The organism is Sphingobacterium sp. UBA7253, from assembly GCF_002472745.1.
Lineage (GTDB): Bacteria > Bacteroidota > Bacteroidia > Sphingobacteriales > Sphingobacteriaceae > Sphingobacterium > Sphingobacterium siyangense.
In genome coordinates this window covers 6,057-9,206 of the sequence record NZ_DKSP01000168.1, presented here as the reverse complement: position 1 = coordinate 9,206, position 3,150 = coordinate 6,057, and the positions used below count along the sequence as shown (strand labels likewise).

The 3,150-nt window shown below is 39.5% G+C and carries 3 protein-coding genes; all 3 read left to right on the top strand.

Annotated features, from left to right (window positions below):
* A partial coding sequence (locus tag B2X72_RS17110) for a M16 family metallopeptidase (protein WP_286850842.1) occupies window positions 1–1,099 on the top strand: 1,099 nt, incomplete at its 5' end.
* Between the two features lie 71 nt (window positions 1,100–1,170).
* Window positions 1,171–2,124 (top strand): 3'-5' exonuclease, encoded by a 954-nt coding sequence (locus B2X72_RS17105; RefSeq protein WP_088161437.1) that lies wholly within the window; start codon window positions 1,171–1,173, stop codon window positions 2,122–2,124.
* 28 nt (window positions 2,125–2,152) lie between these two features.
* The gene (gene trxB / locus B2X72_RS17100) at window positions 2,153–3,109 is read left to right on the top strand and encodes a thioredoxin-disulfide reductase (RefSeq protein WP_286850841.1); all 957 of its coding nucleotides are present in this window, start codon (window positions 2,153–2,155) and stop codon (window positions 3,107–3,109) included.
* Window positions 3,110–3,150: the final 41 nt, after the last annotated feature.

Sequence of the window (3,150 nt, the reverse complement as noted above, 5' to 3'; positions counted from 1 at the left end):
AAATACCATGTCCAGTGCAGAGATCGCAGATAAAGTAGATTTCTATGGTGCATTTCTCGTTCCTGAATACTCTTTTGACGTAACTTCTTTGTCGCTTTATACATTGAATAGACATAGTCAAGTGCTCTTGCCGCTTGTAAAAGATATTCTGACGGAAGCATCGATTCCACAACAGGAATTGGATATTTATTTACGTAATAACAAGCAAAAGTTTCAAGTTTCTATTCAGAAAAATAATTATCTGGCGCGACGTAAATTCTATAACTTGATCTTTGGTAAGAATAATCGTTACGGACGTACACCAAAACTGGAAGATTATGATGCGATTACACGTGCGCAGTTGATCGAATTGTACCAACAGGAAATTGTTCCTAGTAACTGCACCTTAATTGTTTCAGGTAATGTTTCGGATGAGCTATTGCAAGAACTGGAACAAATTTTTGGCGTAGATTGGAAGGGAGCTGCTATTGACTCTTCTTTGAATGGGCCTGTTTTGGCGCAAGGATCTAATGATCTGGTTTACGAGGAAAAAGAAAATGCATTGCAGTCAGCCATTCGTTTAGGTTGCCAGACGATTGGAAGGACACATCCTGATTATCCTGCACTACAGTTTGTCAATACTTTGTTGGGTGGTTTTTTTGGTTCCCGTCTGATGCGAAATATTCGTGAAGAAAAAGGGTATACCTATAGTATTGGTTCGGCTGTCGCAACCTTGAAGCATACTGGTTTTATGACCATTGTAACTGAAGTCGGGGTAGACGTAACGCATGCAACCTTGACAGAAATAGAAAAGGAGATCAATTTGTTGAAAACAACATTGGCCTCCGAGGAAGAGGTGAATCTCGTTAAAACCTATATGGAAGGTTCTATGTTGGGTTCATTGGAAAGTATCTTTTCGCATGCGGACAAGTTTAAAAGTGTTTTGTTAAATGGGATGACATTAGCGTATTATTCCTATTATATGGAACAGATCCGAAACATGTCGCCAGAGAAGGTGCGGGACCTTGCCAATAAATACCTGGACTTTGATGCAATGGTGAAAGTTGTTGTTGGTAAAATCAGTCAAGCTGAATCAGTTCATCAAGCGGTTGTAAATTAAATTTCTTAGACTACAAAAATCGAATACTACTTTGTATTTTTGGTTTTTGATAAAAAAGCGTATTATCCAGCATGGAATTAAAATTAAAAAGACCATTGGTATTTTTCGATTTGGAAACTACAGGTGTTAATGTGGCGACCGATCGTATTGTCGAAGTATCATTTTTGAAAGTGATGCCCAATGGTGAAGAAACAGTCTATACAAAGAAGATCAATCCAGAAATACCTATTCCCGCAGAATCCTCTTTTTTTCATGGTATTTATGATGAAGATGTGAAGGATGCTCCTAATTTTAAAGCAATAGCAGTGGAGCTTGCGGCTTTTATTGAGAATGGAGATCTGGCGGGATATAATTCCAATAAATTCGATGTCCCTATGCTTATGGAAGAGTTTTTGCGGGCGGGCGTTGATTTTTCATTGGAGGGAAGGGCATTTGTAGATGTTCAAAACATTTTCCATCAAATGGAACAACGAACCTTGAAAGCGGCATACAAGTTTTACTGCAATGAAAATCTTGAAAATGCACATACGGCTGAAGCTGATGTTCGCGCAACATATGAAGTATTGAAAGCACAGTTGACGAAATATGAGGGGGCAGCATTTGAAGATAAACATGGTGTAGTCTCTTATCCAGTAGTGAACGATGTCGAAGCTCTTCATGCATTTACCAATCTAAGCAAGCCAGTGGATTTTGCCGGACGTCTTGTATATAATGCGGAAGGATTGGAAACGATCAATTTTGGTAAACATAAAGGAAAACCTATTATCGAAGTATTTGAGCAGGAGCCTAGTTACTATGCTTGGATGCAGAATGGTGATTTTCCATTGTATACCAAGAAGGTCTTAGAAAATATCTGGAATCGGTATAAAAAGGAAAAGAGTGAGCAAAAAGCAAAAGCAGCAGCCACACATTCTGTAGAAGATAAAAAACTTGCGAAAAAGGAATTCAATCAGCAAAAAGAAGAAGCGCCGCAGAACATTTCTTTAGATATGTTGAAAGGATTGCAAGATAAATTTAAAAAATAACGTTAATTAATAGCTTAGAAAAAGGATTATGGAATTCAAACAAGAAGTGGAGCATGTACAGTGTTTGATTATTGGTTCGGGGCCAGCAGGTTATACTGCAGCAATTTATGCTGCACGTGCGGATATGAAACCAGTGGTTTATACCGGTATTGTTCCAGGAGGACAATTGACACAAACTACTGAGGTGGACAATTTTCCTGGTTATCCAAAAGGTATTACCGGACCGGTGATGATGGAAGATTTGCGTGAGCAAGCTGAACGCTTCGGAACTTCAGTGCGTTTTGGATATGTGACTAAAGTACATTTTACTGGTGAGGTACACCGTGTTGAGATCGATGGAACAGTACAAGTAACCGCAGATACTGTGATTATTGCAACAGGAGCTACAGCAAAATGGTTAGGCTTGGAATCTGAACAAAAATACAACGGTTTTGGTGTTTCAGCATGTGCTGTATGTGATGGGTTTTTCTTTAAAAACCAAGAAGTTGCTATTGTTGGCGCTGGGGATACAGCGGCAGAGGAAGCTACATACCTCGCAAAATTATGCTCAAAGGTACATATGTTGGTTCGTCGGGATGAGTTCCGTGCTTCAAAAGCAATGGTGCACCGTGTGATGAATACGCCAAATATTGAAGTTCATTACAATTCTGAGGCAAAAGAGGTTTTAGGAGATGGTCAAGTGGTGACCGGAATACGTGTTATTAACAATAAAGACCAGTCTGAAAAAGATCTAGAAGTAACAGGTTTCTTCGTTGCTATTGGGCATAAGCCTAATACCGAGCTTTTCACAGGTGTACTGGATATGGATGAAACAGGCTATTTAATCACAAAACCAGATAGTACTGCTACAAACATACCGGGTGTTTTTGCTTGTGGTGATGTTCAGGATAATATCTTCCGTCAGGCAATCACTGCTGCAGGTACAGGTTGTATGGCAGCCTTGGAAGCTGAAAGATACTTGGCAGCTAAAGAAAGCGGCGAATAATCGCATTGGAATAATAAAAACGGGGCATTGTACAATGCCCC

What these genes read in the sequence shown, in the direction of transcription:
- B2X72_RS17105 (WP_088161437.1), top strand. Translation starts at nt 1,171, where the DNA reads ATGGAATTAAAATTAAAAAGACCATTGGTATTTTTCGATTTGGAAACT.
- trxB (WP_286850841.1), top strand. Translation starts at nt 2,153, where the DNA reads ATGGAATTCAAACAAGAAGTGGAGCATGTACAGTGTTTGATTATTGGT.